We start from the raw sequence: 16,627 nt of genomic DNA on the forward strand, positions 1-16,627 counted from the left end.
CCCGTGAAGGGTCTACGGCGTTACGTCGAGGATCTGCTCAAGGGCCGCCGCCCGCGTTCCTTCCCGGTCGAGGAGGCGGACGCCGACGCGCTCCGCCTCGCCATCGAGCTGCGTGCCGCGCGTCCGGGATCGGACGCGCCCCGCGAGGAGTTCGTCGCCGACCTGCACCGTCGCCTTGCGGAGCCGGACAACGTCGCGCGAGCACCGATGCCGGTCGGGCGCCGCCTGGTCCTGGGCGGCGCGCTCGCCGGGGTCGGCGCCGTGGCGGGAGTGACGATCGATCGCGCGATCACTGGCGGCGAGACGCCGCCGAGCGACGGGACGATGACCCCCGACAGCGGCAGGTGGCATCCGGTGGTCGCCGCGGCCGACCTGCCGGACGGCGCGGTGCACTCCTTCGACGCCGGCAGCACCACCGGCTTCGTGACCCGAGACGGCGGCCGGCTGCGCGCCGTCTCCGGTGTGTGCACGCACCAGGGGTGCCGTCTGCACGTGGAGGGCGGCGCACGGCTGCGGTGCCCCTGCCACCAGGCGCTCTTCGCGCTCAACGGCGCCGTCCTCCATCACCGGCTTCCGGCACCGATTCCGGCTCTGCCCCGGCTGGCCGTACGCGAGGCGGGCGGCGTCGTCCAGGTGTACGTCTCCTCCGCCTGAGGCGCCGAGCCGGTCACCGTGGTGACGAGTGCCCTTGCGTACGCCACCTCCCAGTAGATCTTGACGCCGTCCACGGTGTGCAGGCGTTCTCGTTCGTGTGGGTCAGGCGCTCGATGTCGATGTTGTCGAACGTGATGTTCGAGGCTCGGCCGCCACCCGAGAGGAGTTAACAGAAAACTAACTTTGCTATTGACGGGAAATAGTAAAGAAGCCATCCTGAAGGCGCTCTCGCGAGGAAAGGTTCGATCGTATACAGACGAACCGCAGCTGAGGTCGGCCGCGGAGGCCATCAGCCCGCGAGACGGCGATCGCATGCCCGTTCGGCTTCTACCTGCTCTCCAGAAGAGAGAAGAGGGACATGAGGATGCGCAAACTGCATGGACTGCTGATCGCAGCCATGGTCGTGGCAGGCGGCTCGATCACGACCGTCGCGCCCGCGGCGGAGGCCAACGTCACCGCCGCGACCGTTCCGCTGGAGGTGGCGAACAAGTCCGGCCGGACGGACGCCGTCTACCTCTACGTGCTGGGTACCAACCTGGCGACCGGTCAGCAGGGATGGGCGGACGCCGGTGGCGGGTTCCATGCGTGGCCGGCGGGCGGTACACCGCCGACGCCCGCGCCCGACGCGTCGATCCCCGGACCCGCGAACGGCCAGTCGATCACCATCCGGCTGCCCAAGTTCTCCGGGCGCGTGTACTTCTCCTACGGCCAGAAGCTCAAGTTCTTCGTGACGACCGGTGGGCTGGTCCAGCCGGACGTCAACAACCCGTCCGATCCGAACCGCAACATCCTGTTCAACTGGAGCGAGTACACGCTGAACGACTCCGGCCTGTGGATCAACAGCACGCAGGTCGACATGTTCTCCGCGCCGTACGCCGTCGGTGTCAAGAACACGAGCGGGACGGTGCGCAACACCGGTCATCTCAAATCCGGCGGATACCGCGGCTTCTTCAACGCTCTCACCGGACAGCCCGGCGGCTGGGCCAACCTGATCCAGCGCGACCCGAGCGGCAACATCCTTCGGGCCATAGCGCCCGGCCACGGGATCGCCGCCGGCGCGTTGCCGGCGGACGTGATGAACGACTACGTCAACCGGGTCTGGGCCAAGTACAGCTCGGCCACCCTCACCGTGCAGCCGTTCGCCGACCAGCCCGGCGTCCGGTACTACGGCCGCGTCTCCGGCAACGTCATGAACTTCACCAACGGCGCCGGCCAGGTCGTCACCAGCTTCCAGAAGCCCGATTCGGACAGCATCTTCGGCTGCTACAAGCTGCTCGACGCGCCCAACGACCAGGTCCGCGGCCCGATCTCCCGGACGCTGTGCGCGGGCTTCAACCGCAGCACGCTGCTCACCAGCACCACCCAACCGGACACCAACGCCGCGGACTTCTACACGGACGTGGTGACCAACCACTACGCGCGCAAGATCCACGCCCAGATGCAGGACGGCAAGGCGTACGCGTTCGCCTTCGACGACGTGGGCAACTTCGAGTCGCTCGTCAACGATTCAAACCCGACCACGGCATACGTGACGCTGGACCCGCTCGACTGAGCCGATAGGGAAGGTCGCCGCCGGACGGTCGGCGGCGGCCCTTCCCGGTCGGTCTCCGGACTGGAGCCTCGCACAGGCCTCGACGCCTTCGCCTGAGCGCGATTTCATCTACCTGTTCCGTTCTTGCAATGAATTGTCAAGAAATTTAGCCTCGGTGTTGTGCCCCCCACATGCCTCGCTGGCATGTGGCCCCGCCCAGGCGCCCGCCCGCGATCCGGGTCGGCGCTGTCCGAAACGAGAGGCGCAATGAAACCGAAGCACGCACGGCTGCGGTTCCTCGCTGGAAGCGCTGTCATCAGCCTCCTCACCTCCGCAGCCGCCGTCCTCGGGTTGGTATCGCCCGCGTCCGCCGCGGACGGCCCCAACCTGGCGGCGGGAAAGACCGTCTCCGCCAGCAGCTACACCGACGTGTACACCCCTGCCAACGCCAACGACGGGAACCAGTCGACCTACTGGGAGAGCGCCAACAACGCCTTCCCGCAGTGGATCCAGGTGGACCTCGGCGCGGCGGTCAGCACCGACAAGGTCGTGCTGAAGCTGCCGACCGCCAACTGGGGCGCCCGGACCGAGACCTTCGCGATCCAGGGCAGCACCAACGGCACGAACTACACCGACATCGTCGGCTCGGCGGGGCACACGTTCGACCCCGCGAGCAACAACACGGTGACCATCGGGTTCAACACCGTCGTCACGCGGTACCTGCGCCTGAACATCACCGCCAACACCGGCTGGCCGGCCGGGCAGGTGTCGGAGTTCGAGGTGTACGGGCCGAGCACCGGCGACCAGCAGCCGCCGACCGCGCCGACGAACCTGGCCTACACCGAGCCCAGCGCGGGTCAGATCAAGCTGACCTGGAACGCCGCCACGGACAACGTGGGCGTGACCGGCTACGACGTGTACGCCAACGGCGCACTGCGCGGCAGCGTCGCGGGGAACGTGCTGACCTACACCGACACCCAGCCGACCACCGTGACCGTCACCTACTTCGTCCGGGCGAAGGACGCCGCCGGCAACCAGTCACCCGACAGCGGCTCGGTCACCCGTACGGGCAGCGGCGGCACCGGCACCAACCTCGCGTCCGGTAAGCCGATCACGGCCTCGTCCCACATCTACGACTTCGTGGAGACGAACGCGAACGACGACAACGTGGGCACGTACTGGGAGGCGGCCGCGAACAGCTACCCGGACACCCTCACGGTGAACCTCCGGGTGAAGGCCGACATCAGCTCCGTCGTCGTCAAGCTCAACCCGGACGCCGCCTGGAGCCGGCGCACCCAGACCATCGAGGTACTCGCCCGGCCGAAGCACTCCGGCGACTTCACCAGCGTCGTCGCGGCCAAGACGTACACCTTCGACCCGGCGTCCGGCAATACGGTGACGATCCCGGTGACCACCACGGCTGCCGAGGTGCAGCTGAAGTTCACCGCCAACTCCGGCGCCACCGGTGGTCAGGTCGCCGAACTCCAGGTCATCGGCACCCCGGCCCCCGCGCCCGACCTGACGATCGGCGGCATGTCCTGGAGCCCGGCGTCGCCGACCGAGACCGACGCCGTCTCGCTCACGGCGACGGTGAAGAACACCGGGACGGCGGCGTCCGACCCGACCAACGTCAACTTCTACCTGGCCGGACAGAAGGTCGGCACCGCGGACGTTGGCGCCCTCGCGGCCGGGGCCTCGACCACGGTCTCCGCGTCCGCCGGGACCCGTGACGCGGGGACCTACCAGCTCAGCGCGAAGGTCGACGAGGCCGACGACGTCCTGGAGCTGAACGAGGACAACAACTCCTACACCAACCCGACGTCACTGACGGTGGCGCCGGTCGCCAGCTCCGACCTGATCGCGTCGTCGGTGACCTGGACACCCGGCAACCCCGCGAGCGGCAACAACGTGACGTTCAGCGTCACGGTGAAGAACCAGGGCACCGTGGCCTCCGGCTCCGGCTCACACGGCATCACGCTCACACTCCTCGACGCGAACAACGCGACCGTGAAGACGTTCACCGGCTCGGTCAGCGGGACCATCGCTGCGGGCGCCACCGCGGCCCCTGTGGACCTCGGATCGTGGACGGCGGTGAACGGCAAGTACACCGTCAAGGTCGTGCTGGCCAACGACACGAACGAGCTGCCGGTCAAACAGGCCAACAACACCAGCAGCACGCCGTTCTTCGTCGGACGCGGCGCGAACATGCCGTACGACACGTACGAGGCCGAGGACGGCGCCCTGGCCGGCGGAGCGACGACCGTCGGACCGAACCGTACGATCGGCGACCTGGCCGGTGAGGCGTCCGGCCGCCGCGCGGTGAAGCTGGCCACCACCGGCAGCAGCGTGGAGTTCACCACCAAGGCGAGCACCAACACGCTCGTGACCCGGTTCGCGATCCCCGACGCGTCGGGCGGCGGCGGGATCAACTCGACCCTGGACGTCTACGTCGACGGGACGTTCCTCAAGACCATCGACCTGACCTCGCACTTCGCGTGGCTCTACGGCAGCGAGACGGGCCCGGGCAACTCGCCGGACTCCTCGCCGCGGCACATCTACGACGAGGCGCACGTCATGCTCGGCACGACCGTACCGGCCGGGCACAAGATCAGGCTGCAGAAGGACGCGGCCAACACGGCGGCCTACTACTCGATCGACTTCATCAACACCGAGCAGGTCTCCCCCATCGCCAACCCCGACCCGGCCAAGTACGCCGTGCCGGCCGGCTTCACCCAGCAGGACGTGCAGAACGCGCTGGACAAGGTGCGGCAGGACTCCACCCTGGTCGGCGTTTACCTGCCCGCAGGCACGTACGAGACGTCCGGCAAGCTCCAGGTGTACGGCAAGGCGATCAAGTTGATCGGCGCCGGTCCCTGGTACACACAATTCCAGGCGCCCACCGGCCAGGAGAACACCGACATCGGGATCCGGGCGGACGCGACCGCGAACGGCTCGACCTTCTCCGGCTTCGCCTACTTCGGCAACTACACCTCGCGGATCGACGGGCCGGGCAAGGTGTTCGACCTCCAGAACGTCGCGAACGACACGATCGACAACCTCTGGGTCGAGCACATGGTCTGCATGTACTGGGGCAACAACACCGACCACATGACGATCACCAACGCGCGGATCCGGGACACCTTCGCCGACGGCATCAACATGACCAACGGCAGTTCGGACAACCTGGTGTCCAACGACGAGGCCCGCGCGACCGGCGACGACAGCTTCGCGCTGTTCGCCGCGACCGACTCCGGCGGCACCGGTGAGAAGAACAACGTCTTCCAGAACCTCACGGCGATCCTGCCGTGGCGTGCGGCGGGCGTCGCGGTGTACGGCGGGCAGGACAACACCGTCAAGAACATCTACATCGCCGACACGTTGACCTACTCCGGCATCACGATCAGCTCGCTGGACTTCGGCTACCCGATGGAGGACTTCGGACCGGACCAGACGACTTTCAGCAACATCTCGATCGTGCGGGCCGGCGGCCACTTCTGGGGCGCGCAGACCTTCCCCGGAATCTGGATGTTCTCGGCCTCGAAGCAGTTCCGGGCGATCCGGGTCAGTGACGTCGACATCATCGACCCGACGTACTCAGGGATCATGTTCCAGACCGACTACGTCAACGGAGCGCCGCTGAACCCGGTCACCGACACCGTGCTCACCAACATCACCATCACGGGTGCGCACAAGAGCGGCGACGCCTACGACGCCAAGTCGGGGTTCGGTCTCTGGGCGAATGAGTTGCCCGAGGCCGGCCAGGGCCCGGCGGTCGGCTCGGTGACCTTCCACAACCTCAAGATGAGCGACAACGCCGTCGACATCAGGAACACGACGTCCACCTTCACCATCGACGTCCAGCCGTAGCAGAAGCGGAATCGCGCCCCCGGCCTGGACCCGGCCGGGGGCGCGTTCGTGTCGGCGGTCGCGGGTAACCGGGTGAGCACCTGGCGCCAGTACGCGTCAGGCCGTCCGGTCGGCCGCCGCGATCGCTCCGGACGGATCGGTGATCTGGCCGTGACCGGTCAGCCGGCGGACGGCGTCCTGCATGTGCTCGTCCAGCAGGGCGTACAGCCGCTCCTCGTCGCCCGCGCGCAGGGCCTCGATGATCGCGGCGTGCTCCTCGACCATCTCCACCGGCATCGGGTATTCGTCCGCCAGCGCGGTCATGCACATCCGGGTCTCGACGAACAGCGTCTCCGCCATCCGCTTCAGCCGGACGCTGCCCGACTCCTCGACGAGCACCTGGTGCAGCTCCATGTCGGCCGCGCTGAGGGCGGCCGGGTCTCCGTTGCGAGCAGCGGTGGCCATGGCACGGTGCACCGTGGCCAAACGGTCGGCGGTACGTTGTGGATCCTGCTGTAGCACCAGGCGGCAGGCGGCGGACTCGATGGCCGTCCGGGCCAGGTAGATGTCGCGCACATCGTCCTCGTCCAGGCTCATGACGAACACGCCGCGGTGGGGCACACTGCGGGCGATGCCCTGTTGCACGAGGCGTTGCATGGCCTCGCGCAACGGGCCGCGGCTGACGCCGAGCTGCGCGGCCAGCTCCGCCTCACCGAGCTGACTGCCCGGTGGAAGCGTGCCGTCCATGATCGCGTCGGTCAGCCGGGACGCGATGATGGTCACCGCCGGTTCTCGTTTGAGCGGCCGCAGCGTTCTCGATTCCGCCATGATGAGTTCGTTCCTTCGTCAAGGCCGCTCCTCAATTCCCACAGGAGCGGTGATGTGGGTACTTCGAAAAAGGGAACCGAGCCCATTCCGCGGCCGGGTGTCGCCCGCCAGCCGAAGACCTTCCCACACGCTGACCTGATTCGCCGTCAGGACCGGCTTGCCGACGGCCTCCTCCAGTTCGTCGAGCCATGCGGCGGTGTGCAGCGCGGTATCGGGAAGAAGCACGGCATCGGCGTCCGGGTGATCGTTCGAGCACGCCAGTTCGAGCACCTGCTCGCGCCCGAGCGTGCCCACCTCCGCCGCGGTGATGATGCCCCGGCCGGAGACCTGGATCACCTCGGCGCCCGAGGCCTCGAGAAAGCGGACGAAATAGGCCGCGACATCCTCGGGATAGGTGGCGGCCACCGCGAGGCGGCGCACGCCCAGTGCCCGCACCGCGTGCGCGAAGGCGAAAGAAGTGCTGGACGCCGGCAGGCCGCTCACCCGCGAGAGCTCCTCGATCTGCCGCCGGGCGCCGTCCCATCCGTAGATGAAACTCGCGCTGGTGCAGGCCCACACCACCGCATCGACGTCGTGCTCCCTGAGCCGTCCCACCCGGTCGGCCAACCGGTGGATCGCCCCCATCTCCAGCAGAGCGTCCACACGGTGGGCGTCCTCCCCGATGTCCGTGTGCACGAGGGGAAGCCGGACCCCGCCCGCGACCTTGCTCTCCAGCAGCGGGTAGTCGTCCTCCGCGGAGTATCCCGGGTAGAGGAATCCCACCGTCGCGGTCCGGTCAGTCATGCGTCAGCGCCCTTTCGAACGGGGGACAGTCTAAGTCGCCTTGAAGCCTGTTGACATTCGGCAATAAGCCGCGAGCTTGGCCGAGGAAAGCGGTCGGCGCCGAACCGCCTCGACGCCGATCTGTAGATTGTTGACAACAGTAGGAACGGGTACCTAGCGTGTCAACACCATGACGAGGCGGCGTTTTCGGATGCCCTGACGACTCCCCGCCCGGGCATGCGGGACCCCCAGCACGTCGCAGCGAAATGAAGGGCGCCTGATGAGCGAGACCGGACCCCCTGTCGTCGTGGTTCTCGGGGACGACAGGCCCCCGCTCCTGGAACGTCTAGGTCAGGCGGCCCGGCTACGGCAGGTCACACAGAAGGGCCTGCGGGAGGCGCTGGCGGAGGCCGACGTCCTCCTGGTGTGGGACTTCCTGACCGATGCCCTGCCCGAGGCCTGGCCCGAACACGGCGGACCGCGGTGGGTGCACACCGCCAGCGCCGGCGTGGATCGCCTGATCTTCCCCGCGCTGATCGACTCGGACGCCGTGATCACCAATTCCCGTGGGGTCTTCGAGCGGCCGATCGCCGAGTACGTGGCCGGTCTGGTCCTGGCCATGGCCAAGGATCTCCCCGGCACGTACGACTTGCAGCGCTCTCAAATCTGGCGGCACCGAGAGACGGAACGAGTGGCCGGCACCCGTGCCGTGGTGGTGGGCGGCGGTCCCATCGGGCGCGCCACGGCCCGCCTGCTGTCCGCGCTCGGCCTGCGAACGGCACTCGTGGCACGCACCGCCCGTGAGGCCGATCCGGACTTCGGCCGCGTCCACGGCTTCGGCGAGTTGCCCCGGCTGCTTCCGGAGGCGGACTGGGTGGTCAGTGCCGCGCCGCTGACCGACGAGACGGCCGACATGTTCGACGCCGCGACGTTCGGCCGGATGAAGCGGGGCGCACGCTTCATCAACGTCGGCCGCGGCCCGCTGGTCGTCGAGGACGACCTGGTGGCGGCGCTGCGCGAGGGCCGGCTGGGAGGGGCGGCCCTGGACGTGTTCCGGGAGGAGCCACTGCCCGGCGACAGCCCGCTGTGGCAGACCCCCGGGCTGCTCGTCTCCCCGCACATGTCGGCCGACACGCACGGCTGGCTGGAAGATCTCGCCGAGGTCTTCCTGAGCAACTTCGAGCGCTGGGTGTCCGGTCGCCCCCTGCACAACATCGTGGACAAGAAGCTGGGATACGTACCCGTGGCCGCGGCGGACACGCCGAAGATCGAGGAGGGCATGTGATGACCGAGCTCGACCGTGGCAGGACCGAGACGGAGGGCACCGGCACCGACGAACTCTGTGCGTACACCGCGACGGAGCTGGTCACGGCGTACGCGAACCGGAGCCTGTCCCCCGTGGAGGTTGTCGATGCCGTGCTCGACCGCATCGAGCGGCTCGATCCCCTGGTGAACGCCTTCTGCCTGGTCGACCGTGACACGGCGCGCGCGCAGGCGCGGACATCGCAGGAGCGCTGGCGCCGAGGTGAACCACAGGGCCTCCTCGACGGCGTTCCGGTGTCCATCAAGGACCTGCTGCTCACCAAGGGCCGGCCGACGCTGCGCGGCTCGCTGAGCGTGGACCCCGACCGCGACTGGGACGAGGACGCGCCGAGCGTGGCCCGGCTGCGCGAGCACGGAGCGGTCTTCGTCGGCAAGACGACGACTCCGGAATTCGGCTGGAAGGGAGTCACCGACAATCCGCTGACCGGAGTGACGCGTAATCCGTGGGATCCCTCGCGCACCTCCGGTGGGTCCAGCGGGGGCAGCGCGGCCGCTGTCGCGCTGGGCCTGGCCCCGCTGTCCGTGGGTACCGACGGCGGCGGCTCGGTGCGCATCCCCGCCGCGTTCTGCGGCATTTTCGGTCTCAAACCCACGTACGGCAGGATCCCGCTCTATCCGGCGAGCCCGTTCGGCACGCTGGCCCATGCCGGGCCGATGACCCGTACCGTGGCGGACGCGGCCCTCATGATGGACGTGATCTGTGGCGCCGACGGCCGCGACTGGTCGGCCCTGGCGCCGTACGCGGGCAGCTTCCGGGCTGAGATCGCTCCCCAGGCCGGCGGGGTGCGCGGCCTACGCGTCGCCTACAGCCCGACCCTGGCGGGCGCGCCGGTGGACCCGCAGGTGGCCGTCCGGGTGCGACGGGCGGTCGCGCTGCTCGCCGAGTCGGGTGCGCACGTCGAGGAGGTGGACCCCGGATTCGCCGATCCGGTGCAGGCCTACCACACCCTGTGGTTCTCCGGAGCGGCCAAGGTGGTCGAGCACCTGACGTCCGAGCAGTCGGAGCGACTCGACCCCGGGCTGCGGGAGATATGCCGGCAGGGGGCGGCCATGAGCGCGCTCGACTACCTCGGCGCGGTGGACGAGCGCATGTCGCTGGGCCGGCGGATGGGCGCGTTCCACGAACGCCATGACCTGCTGGTGACCCCGACCCTGCCGATACCCGCCTTCGAGGCCGGCCGGGAGGTCCCCGAGGACAGCGGTCTCGAGCGCTGGACCGGTTGGACGCCGTTCACCTACCCCTTCAACCTCACCCAGCAGCCGGCGGCCAGCGTGCCCTGTGGCACGACCGCGGAGGGACTTCCGGTGGGTGTGCAACTGGTCGCCGCCCGGCACCAGGACGCGCTGGTGCTGCGCGCCTCCCACACCCTCTTCGAGGCGCTGGTGAGCGATGGGGTCGTATCCGCGGGCCCGGTCCGGCCGCACGGCTGATCGAGCAGGGCGGGGCGGTGCGGGGAGTTCACTCGTTCCCCGCCCCTTCTTGCCTGCCGGTTCCGGGCTTTCGTGCGGAATGCCGGATACCGGTCAGGCGCGCTTGAAGGTCAGGGACTCCCCGATCACGCCGGACAGCCACAGGTCCTGCGCCGCCTCGGCGATCCGGTCCAGGCCTTCGGTGATGGTGGCGAAGATGTTGCCGGGCACGAAGCCGGTGTCCGGGTTGAGCAGCAGATTGTTGCGCTCGTAGAACAACGCGAGGTCGACGATGCTCTCCGCCTCCTGCGGACGGCCTCCCTGCGCATAGCCGTGCGAGCTGGTGCTCAGCTGCCAGTTGGCGAAGGTGAAGTAGGCGACGTCGCCTGGAATCGGGGTGATCGTTGGGTTCTCGGTGCCCGGCTCGACCTCGGCGAACGCCGGTACCAGCGTGTAGATCTCATTGCGGGCGTACTTGCCGTGGAAGACGTCCTTGCCCAGGGGCAGGGCGTTCCAGACCGCCTCGCAGGTCCGCGGGGCCTTGTCGTCCAGCAGCTTCGCAACGCAGCTCACGCCGCGCTTCTCAAGCGTGATCTCGATGTAGCGATCCACTGTCGATCCTCCGATCGTTCGGATCGGCAGCCGGAGCCCCGCTGCAGCCGACCGCCCTCTTGTCGACAATCGAATGTCGACATGGTCCGGTCATGAGAACAGCCTCAGCCACCGTTTGGCAAGGGGCCGGCCACGCGACGCAGCGAGCGGACGAGCGCGGCGATCGCCGGGTCGCCGCCGCTGCCCGACCGCACGGCCACCGACACGGTACGGGTCAGACGCAGGTCGGTGACCGGGTGCAGGCGCACCTCGGCGGCCAGCTGTTCCGCCGCGAGACGAGGGATCAGCGACACTCCGACTCCGGCCTGCACGAGTGCCATGATCACCCTGTAGTCGTCGCTGATGTAGTCCAGCTGCGGATCGAACCCCGCGGCGTTACAGGCCCGCACCAGCACGGACCGCAGCGCACTGTCGCTGCCCGGCGCGATCCAGCGCGCCTGGCTGAGCCCTTCGAGGCTGCCGGGACCACCGTCCCCCATCTGGGTGGCGCGTCTCGGCGGCAGGGCCAGCAGCAGGGGCTCGTGCAGCAGCGGCTGTAGCTCGATACCCGCGTCATGCAGCCGTGGCAGGACGTTGTACTCGTACACCAGTGCCACATCGATTCGCCGGGCCCGGAGACCCGCCACGCTCTGCTCGGGCTCCTCTTCGCCGAGCAGGACGCGCAGATCCGGATAGGTCGCCTGGCACTCGGCGATGGCCGGCGCGGCGAGCACGCCCGCCGCGCTCGGGAAGGCGACCAACCCCACCGTCCCCCGTACGTTGTGATCGAGCGCCGCCACCTCCGCGCGCGCCTGTTCCAGCTCGGCCAGGACGCGCTCGGTGTGTGCGACGAGGATGCGGGCGGCCTCGGTCAGTACCAGCCGTCTGCCGTCCCGGATGAGCAGCGGGGTGCGCACCTCCCGCTCCAGCAACGACAACTGCTGCGACACGGCCGACGGTGACAGCGCGCAGGCCTCGGCCACGGCTGCGATCGTCCCGTGCGCGGCCAACTCCCAGAGCAGCCTGAGCCGACGCACCTCGAACATGTAGGGATGCTAATGGCAGACCGTGGAAATTCTTGCTGGTGCGGTGACGGGCCGCATCGCAGACTGAACCCGTGACGCCCGAGCTCTTACCGGCGGTCCACACCCGCCGGCCTCGTGTTTCTCGCTTCGACCACTCCCGGCCGTCCGCCTTGCCGTGCACCCCTGACGGTAGGAGATTGTCAACAGTCAGCAATGTTCGCCCTTCCCGGTACCCTCCGCCCCTAAGGGGGTCTTCTTGCAGATCGCTTTTCTCGGCGGTCCGATCCCGCAGCGCGGCATCGGCATCGTCGCGCCGTTCGACTTCGCGCTCGACCGCGAGCTGTGGCGATGGGTACCGGACGATACGTCGCTGCATCTGACGCGTACGCCGTTCGTCCCGGTCGAGGTCAGCCTCGACATGGCGCGGATCGTCAGCGAGCACGAGACGCTGCGTGAGGCCGTCCGCGCGCTCCACGCGGTGCGGCCCGAGGTGATCGCCTACGCGTGCACCTCCGGCAGCTTCGTCGGTGGGACGACGGGCGAGCGGGCGATGTCCACGGCGATGAGCGAGGCCGCGGAACTGCCCGCGGTGACCACCTCGGGCGCGCTCCTCGAAGCGCTGGCGGAGATCGGTGCGCGCAACATCGCGATCGTCACCCCGTACACCAAATCGGTGACCGATTCACTGGAGGACTTTCTCGGCGAGGCGGGTGTCGCGGTGACCGGGCGGGCCTACCTCGGGTTGACCCGGGAGATATGGAAGGTGCCGTATCGCGACGTCGCGGAGATGGCTCGCCAGGCGGCGGTCGACACCGCCGACGCGCTGTTCATCAGCTGCACGAATCTGCCCACGTACGACGTGATCCCGCACCTTGAGGCCGAGTTGCAACGTCCGGTGCTCTCCGCCAACCAGGTGACGATATGGGCCGCACTCCGGCGCATGAACATATCGGCGGTCGGTCCGAATCAGACGCTGATCGACCCGGCCACACGCATCGGGATCGGCCCTGTGCCGCAACTACCCGCCGGTCAGCCGTTCCCCGAGGTCGCGCTGGCAGGTCAGACGCTCGGCGACGGGGAGGTGCTCGAGGCGCTGGACCCGCCTCCTGTGCCGGATGATCCGCTCCTCAACTGAGGGGGTGTGCGTCCGGAGTACCGAGGGACCTATGAGCTATGTCGGCCGGCACGGGATTCGGGGTCCGTCGGCCACGCCGGGCCGCCGGGGAGATCGGCGGGATCGCACGGATGGCCGATCCATCGCTCGAGCTGGTCGAGCTGTCGGCGAGCCGTGTCCGCCGCGTGCCGGGCCTCCGCCCGTACGCCGGGATCGTCCGCCAGCGCGGCGGCGTGGTCGAACCAGAGTGCCGCCTCGGCGTGCTGGTCGTCCTCGGCGCAACGGTTGCCGGCCGCGAACGCCGCGTCGACCAGCTCCTCACGGGCGATGAGCGGACCGGCGGCCATGAGATGGCGGGCGATGTGCACGGGATGGCGGTGCGGCAACTCGGCCAGCGCGCGGGCCGCGGCCGTGTGCAGCAACTGACGGCGTGCCGGGGTGAGGTCCTGCAGCACCAGCTCGCGGACGAGATCGGGCATGAGGTACCGCCCTGGGCGGCCGGGGCCGGTGCCGTCCTCCCAGTTCAGCACCCGAGTGGTGACGGCCGCGTCGATGAGGGACAGCAGCTCTTCGCGGCTGATCGTCCGGATCCGGAGGAGGAGCTCGGGATCGAGCTCTCCACCCGTCACCGCGACGGCCTGCAGCATCGTGAGCACGCGGTCGTCCAGCAGGTCCATGCGTGCGCGCAGCACCCTGCTGACGGACGCGGGAAGCCGCGCCCCCGGTCCCGTCCGTTCCTCACTGGGCAGCTCGAGGATCTCGGTGATGAGGAAGGGGTTCCCCTCGCCGCGCCGATGCAGCGCGGCCGCCTCTCGCTGATGGAGCTCGCTGCCCGGTGCGCTCGGGTTGAACGGGGTGGACCGATGTCGCATCAGCTCGTGGATGTCCGCGACGGTGAGCGGGTCCAACGGCAGGAGGGTGGCGCGGGTCTGCCGGACGAGCAGGGCCAGGAGCTCGCGCAGGCCGGCGTCGTCGGTGTCCTGCGTCGTACAGACGACGATGAGCGGCACATCCCGCAGCAGTGCGGCGTAGCTGGCGAGCAGGCGCCGGAAACGCGGGCCGGCCCGGTGCAGATCCTCGATGAGGCAGATGGTGGGCTGCCGGGTCAGCCGTTCCGTCAGCTCGCCGACGACCGCCTCGGATCCGACATCCAGGCGGATGTCCGGGTACGCCATCGAGATCAGCCGGCCCATGGGGTCCGCCCCGTCCCCGCCGTCCGCCTCCGAACCGATGTCGATGCCGCACCGGACCCACACGGTCTTGAACCCGGCGTCCGCGGCACGGGCCGCGAACTCCTCGGCCAGCCGCGTCTTGCCGATGCCCCCTTCCCCGGACAGCACCACCCAGCGGGTACGGCCCTGGCCCGCGTCGCTCAGGATCTCGTCGAACCGGGTCAGTTCGCCGGTCCGGCCGACGATGACCGAGGCCGCGCCCGCCGGGCGCACCAGTGGGACGGGTGCCGCGTGCGAGCGGCGGGGAGCCAGGGCTGCCAGGTCCTGGCGGAGCACCGCCACGTGAACGTCGCTGAGCTCGGGTCCCGGCACGGTGCCCAGCTCATCGGCGAGCAGCGCACGGATCGTCTCGAAACGCCGTAGCGCCTCCGCGGGCCGGCCCACCAGGTACAGGGCGCGCAGCAGCAGCGCCCAGGCGGCCTCGCGCAGCGGAGACCGCGTGGTGAGTTCCTCGGCGATGACGGCCGCCTCATCGGGACGGCCCTCGTGGAGGAGAACGGTGGCGTGCAGCTCACCGGCCGCCAGCCGGATCTCCTCCAGCCGGGCGATCTCTCTCTCGGCGAAGGCGTAGTTGGCGGCGTCGGCCAGGGCGGTGCCGCGCCACAGGGTCAGGCCGCGCTGCACCTCCCGGCGGGCCTCGGTGAGTCGTCCGCGGGTCAGCAGCCCGCGCGCGTGGTTGACCGCCTCCTCGAACCGGGTCGAGTCCCGGATGTGGGGCGCCGCGTTGAGCGTGTACCCCGCCGATCCGCTGAGCAGGACGGTGTGCCCTCCCCGCCGCGTACGATCCGGCTCCAGCACGGCGCGCAGCCGACTGATGTGCGAGTGGATGGAGGACAGGGCACCCGCAGGCGGATTCCCTTCCCACAGGTCCTCTCCCAGGCGGTCCGCCGACACCGGACGGCTGTCGGCGATCAGCAGCCGGGCGAGGAGGACACGGCGTTTAGGCGGGCCCAGGTCGAGCCGGGTGTCACCCGACCAGGCCTCCAGCGGGCCCAACAGCACGAACCTGAGGTGGTCGCTCAATCGTTCGCCTTCCACAGCCGCGTTCGCCTGCTCGGCCGGCTCGGGGCATGGCTTGTCGGGGATCGGCAAGCCCGCTGATCGATCAGCCGAAGGACCAGATGTGATCGTCCTTGGGATCACATGGGAAGAGGGTGAGCCGGGCGTCCTTCCCCCCGGACCCGTAATAGCCCGACACATCCAGGCACAACTTGTGGCTGACGTAGTTGCGGATCCAGAAGTGGCCACTGCTTCTCTCGTCGAGATACCACATCTGGTTGTCGCTCAGCCCGGGATAGCAAAGGTTTTCCGACAGAGCGGTACGGGCGGGCGCGGGCCCCGCACCAGGCACATCGAAGCAGTAGTCGTCCTTACTGTTGCGGATGGTGAACAGGTCGGCCCCGTGCGGTCCGCCGCCCTTCATATTGACGACGAGATCCCAGAGTTGGTTGTCACTATTTGACCGGGTGCACGTGAACTGGTTGATCGGGCCCTCGATGCTGCCATTGCCGTAGCCGGGGACGTCGGCGCACAGGCCGGTCATCGTGTTGTGGAGCAGGACGCGCGTGGTCGTGGAGAAGTTCGGCCCGGTAGGGAAGCGTCCCCCGCCGCTCGTCACGCCGACCTTGCCCTTGCCCGCCTTGGTCCCGTGCTTCCCGGCGGCGTCCTTGGACCCGGCCGTGCCGGCCTTCGTGCCCTTCTTCGGAGACGCGGACGCCGACGGTGACGGTGACGCGGTGGCGGTCGGCGAGGCGGAGGCGTACGCGCCTGCCGCGCCCTGCCCGCCGCCGGTCATCACCCTGTCCGCCGCGGCGGTGGTGCGTTGCTTCTTGCCGTCGTGGGACCCCTTCCCGACCAGCAAGATCGGGATCGAGAGCAGGACGACTCCGCCGATCGCCACGGCGGCGAGAACGGGTTTGCGCGGCCGGTCCGGCGGCATCTCGTCGCCGGCCGCCGCAGCGCCGTCCGGGGACGCCGGCGCCACCGCGACGTTCCGCAGCCACGCGGTGCGCTTCTCCTTCTTGGCGGCCTTGTCGTCCTTCTTGCCGTCCTCAGGTGCCTTGCCGTCGGCCGCCGGCTTCGTGGCCTCGTCCGGTGACGCCGCCGGTTCCTGAGCACCGCCGGAGCCTTCTTCCTCCGGCGCGGCCTCACCGGCGTCGGCGGTCTCCCCTCCGGCGGAGGCGGGCTTGTCGTCCTCCCGCTCGGACGTGGATTCAGAGGCCGGGGTCTGCTCCTCCGCGGGAGGAGAAGCGGACGCGGGAGCCTGTTCCTCCGCGGACGCGGGATCGGAGGCCGGCGCCGGCTCGTCCAC

12 protein-coding genes are annotated in these 16,627 nt (G+C 69.3%); 6 read left to right on the forward strand and 6 right to left on the reverse strand.

Features of this window, described 5'->3' with window-relative positions; translation table 11 throughout:
• The first annotated feature begins 3 nt into the window (after positions 1-3).
• From ABEA24_RS08305 to ABEA24_RS08315, 3 genes are all read left to right on the forward strand, one after another.
• Positions 4-654, forward strand: coding sequence for a Rieske (2Fe-2S) protein (locus ABEA24_RS08305; protein WP_345430082.1), 651 nt, complete (start codon positions 4-6; stop codon positions 652-654).
• Between the two features lie 364 nt (positions 655-1,018).
• Positions 1,019-2,206 carry a glycoside hydrolase family 64 protein gene (locus ABEA24_RS08310; RefSeq protein WP_345430083.1) on the forward strand — a complete coding sequence of 396 codons (1,188 nt, stop codon included), beginning with the start codon at positions 1,019-1,021 and terminating at the stop codon, positions 2,204-2,206.
• Positions 2,207-2,452: 246 nt separating this feature from the next.
• On the forward strand, positions 2,453-6,052 hold the full coding sequence (locus tag ABEA24_RS08315) for a discoidin domain-containing protein (protein ID WP_345430084.1): 3,600 nt from the start codon (positions 2,453-2,455) through the stop codon (positions 6,050-6,052).
• A gap of 96 nt (positions 6,053-6,148) precedes the next feature.
• Here the strand turns inward: ABEA24_RS08315 and ABEA24_RS08320 are convergent, their stop codons facing one another.
• Both ABEA24_RS08320 and ABEA24_RS08325 read right to left on the reverse strand, forming a co-directional pair.
• The gene (locus tag ABEA24_RS08320) at positions 6,149-6,859 is read right to left on the reverse strand and encodes a GntR family transcriptional regulator (RefSeq protein WP_345430085.1); all 711 of its coding nucleotides are present in this window, start codon (positions 6,857-6,859) and stop codon (positions 6,149-6,151) included.
• 18 nt (positions 6,860-6,877) lie between these two features.
• The gene (locus tag ABEA24_RS08325) at positions 6,878-7,642 is read right to left on the reverse strand and encodes a maleate cis-trans isomerase family protein (protein WP_345430086.1); all 765 of its coding nucleotides are present in this window, start codon (positions 7,640-7,642) and stop codon (positions 6,878-6,880) included.
• Between the two features lie 259 nt (positions 7,643-7,901).
• Here ABEA24_RS08325 and ABEA24_RS08330 point away from each other — a divergent pair, with 259 nt between their 5' ends.
• On the forward strand, positions 7,902-8,906 hold the full coding sequence (locus ABEA24_RS08330) for a D-2-hydroxyacid dehydrogenase (RefSeq protein ID WP_345430087.1): 1,005 nt from the start codon (positions 7,902-7,904) through the stop codon (positions 8,904-8,906).
• The gene (locus tag ABEA24_RS08335; RefSeq protein WP_345430088.1) at positions 8,906-10,375 is read left to right on the forward strand and encodes an amidase; all 1,470 of its coding nucleotides are present in this window, start codon (positions 8,906-8,908) and stop codon (positions 10,373-10,375) included. Before ABEA24_RS08330 ends, ABEA24_RS08335 begins: the two co-directional genes overlap by 1 nt.
• Before the next feature lie 93 nt (positions 10,376-10,468).
• Here the strand turns inward: ABEA24_RS08335 and ABEA24_RS08340 are convergent, their stop codons facing one another.
• Together ABEA24_RS08340 and ABEA24_RS08345 are read right to left on the reverse strand one after the other, a co-directional pair.
• Positions 10,469-10,954, reverse strand: a complete 486-nt coding sequence (locus tag ABEA24_RS08340) for a DUF3830 family protein (RefSeq protein WP_425551166.1) — start codon at positions 10,952-10,954, stop codon at positions 10,469-10,471.
• Positions 10,955-11,070: 116 nt separating this feature from the next.
• On the reverse strand, positions 11,071-11,991 hold the full coding sequence (locus ABEA24_RS08345) for a LysR family transcriptional regulator (RefSeq protein WP_345430090.1): 921 nt from the start codon (positions 11,989-11,991) through the stop codon (positions 11,071-11,073).
• A gap of 235 nt (positions 11,992-12,226) precedes the next feature.
• Here ABEA24_RS08345 and ABEA24_RS08350 point away from each other — a divergent pair, with 235 nt between their 5' ends.
• Positions 12,227-13,105: a maleate cis-trans isomerase family protein gene (locus tag ABEA24_RS08350; RefSeq protein WP_345430091.1), complete on the forward strand. Its 879-nt coding sequence runs from the start codon at positions 12,227-12,229 to the stop codon at positions 13,103-13,105.
• 29 nt (positions 13,106-13,134) lie between these two features.
• Here the strand turns inward: ABEA24_RS08350 and ABEA24_RS08355 are convergent, their stop codons facing one another.
• Positions 13,135-15,339: an ATP-binding protein gene (locus ABEA24_RS08355; RefSeq protein ID WP_345430092.1), complete on the reverse strand. Its 2,205-nt coding sequence runs from the start codon at positions 15,337-15,339 to the stop codon at positions 13,135-13,137.
• Between the two features lie 82 nt (positions 15,340-15,421).
• Positions 15,422-16,627, reverse strand: a complete 1,206-nt coding sequence (locus tag ABEA24_RS08360; protein WP_345430093.1) for an RICIN domain-containing protein — start codon at positions 16,625-16,627, stop codon at positions 15,422-15,424.

The sequence above is a fragment of the Actinoallomurus vinaceus genome (assembly GCF_039542055.1).
Lineage (GTDB): Bacteria > Actinomycetota > Actinomycetes > Streptosporangiales > Streptosporangiaceae > Actinoallomurus > Actinoallomurus vinaceus.